Source organism: Mesorhizobium sp. M7A.F.Ca.ET.027.03.2.1 (assembly GCF_003999175.1).
GTDB lineage: Bacteria > Pseudomonadota > Alphaproteobacteria > Rhizobiales > Rhizobiaceae > Mesorhizobium.
In genome coordinates this window covers 1-1,593 of record NZ_RZOM01001246.1, presented here as the reverse complement: position 1 = coordinate 1,593, position 1,593 = coordinate 1, and the positions used below count along the sequence as shown (strand labels likewise).

2 protein-coding genes and 1 pseudogene are annotated in these 1,593 nt (G+C 62.6%); all 3 read right to left on the bottom strand.

Annotated elements, in window-relative coordinates; translation table 11 throughout:
* Positions 1-509 (bottom strand): homocysteine S-methyltransferase family protein (locus EN750_RS33475; RefSeq protein ID WP_189526653.1); only part of this gene is annotated, 509 nt, incomplete at its 3' end.
* Between the two features lie 103 nt (positions 510-612).
* On the bottom strand, positions 613-1,215 hold the full coding sequence (locus EN750_RS33470; RefSeq protein ID WP_127399207.1) for an urea carboxylase-associated family protein: 603 nt from the start codon (positions 1,213-1,215) through the stop codon (positions 613-615).
* 71 nt (positions 1,216-1,286) lie between these two features.
* Positions 1,287-1,593: pseudogene (locus EN750_RS33465) on the bottom strand (transcriptional regulator); the annotation flags it as partial.

Here is a 1,593-nt window from a genome sequence, read left to right as displayed (position 1 = left end):
AGGTCAGGCCCGGCTGCGGCGGCGCGGATCTCGTCGGGAGCTGACATGGTCTCGATCCAGGCGATTTCGGCGCCGCCTTCCTTGAGGCCCTCGATCTGCTCGGCGAAGGCGTCGACCGCCTCGTCATAGGTCATGGCGCCAAGCGGCACCAGCAATTCGCCGGTCGGGCCGACCGAGCCGGCGACGATGACCTTGCGGCCGGCCTTGCCGGCGACCGCACGCGCAAGCTCAGCGGCGCGTTTGTTCAACGCGTGCACGCGATCCTGCGCATGGTGCAGCTTCAAGCGGTGACGGGTGCCGCCGAACGAGTTGGTGAGGATGATGTCGGCGCCGGCATCGACGAAATTCTGATGCAGGCTGGTGATGGTGTCGGGCGCCGTCTCGTTGAGCAGCTCTGGCGCCTCGCCCGCCTCCAGCCCCATGGCGAACAGGTTTGTGCCGGTGGCGCCATCGGCTAGCAGCACGCCCTTTTCAGCCAGCAGCGTATCGATCGGGTTGGTGGTCGTCATCGGATTGGCTTTCATGTTTCGAAGTCGAATAAGGATATAAAGAAGTCTTTATGTGTAGTCAACGATTTTGGAGCGATGCCGACACCGGATCGGAGGCGTTTCCTCACCGTGTCGAGGTGACCTCGACGTGGATTTCGGTGCAGACCCCGCCATTGGTTGGATAGTAGTCAACCGAGCAAGCGGTGACCACCAGCAGGAGGTCCTGTTCGGCGCGCAACGTCACATAGCCGCCCGGCGGGTTGATCGACGCGGAAACCACCAGCCGACCGTCGGGTTCCGGCAAGGAGTTCTGAAAGAGATCGACCGGATCGGGGGCGAAAGGCAGCGATATGCCCTCTGTGGCCAGCGCCTGCATCAGATTGTCCCGGCAGTTCGGATGATTGGGAAATCCGGCGCGCTCATAGAGCGCGCTGTCGCAAGCGGGGTAAAGCATGTCGTGCGGACCCGGCGAGCCATCTTCGACCAGCGTCAGCATCGGCTTGGCGGCGGCACTGAAGAAACTGTCGCCGATTGCGGGAAAAAGCCGCTTGGTGATGTCACGGGTCTGCGAGGTGCTCAGCCAGTCGACCGTCGGGTCGGTGCTGAAAGCCCAGAGATCGGAAACCTGCTGTCCTTTGGGATCGATGATGCGGATGAGGTCGCCTCGTGAGACGCGGATGGCGCGGCCCGACTGGGGTGGAACGACGATGCGGCGCGGATCGGGCATGAGCTGTCCTTCAAAAATGGAAATGGCGTGGCCGGGACGAGGCTCCACCAGAGGACCATGATTGCCAGAGATCAGACAGTGCCTGTTGGGAACGACATGCCGGCCAGTCTGTGCGCGAAGCCGGACGCCTCGTGCGCATTGATGTCGGCGGCGCGGATCAGATTGTCGAAATGCTGGATCAGCGTCTGGATGGGCTGGGTGGCGTTGAGCACTAGATACATGTCGCCGACATAGATGGCCGCACGATAGGGGCCGAAGATGGTGTAGGGGATCGAATAGCGCATCCGCCCGTCATAGAGAAACAGCCGGAAGGTCGGGTAGAGGTCGTCGAGCAGCGTCGCCATGTGCAGCAATTGGGCGCGGCGGTCGGCTTCCGGG

Excerpts from the sequence above, each read along its gene's own strand:
- EN750_RS33470 (WP_127399207.1), bottom strand. The coding sequence starts at position 1,215 with ATGCCCGATCCGCGCCGCATCGTCGTTCCACCCCAGTCGGGCCGCGCC.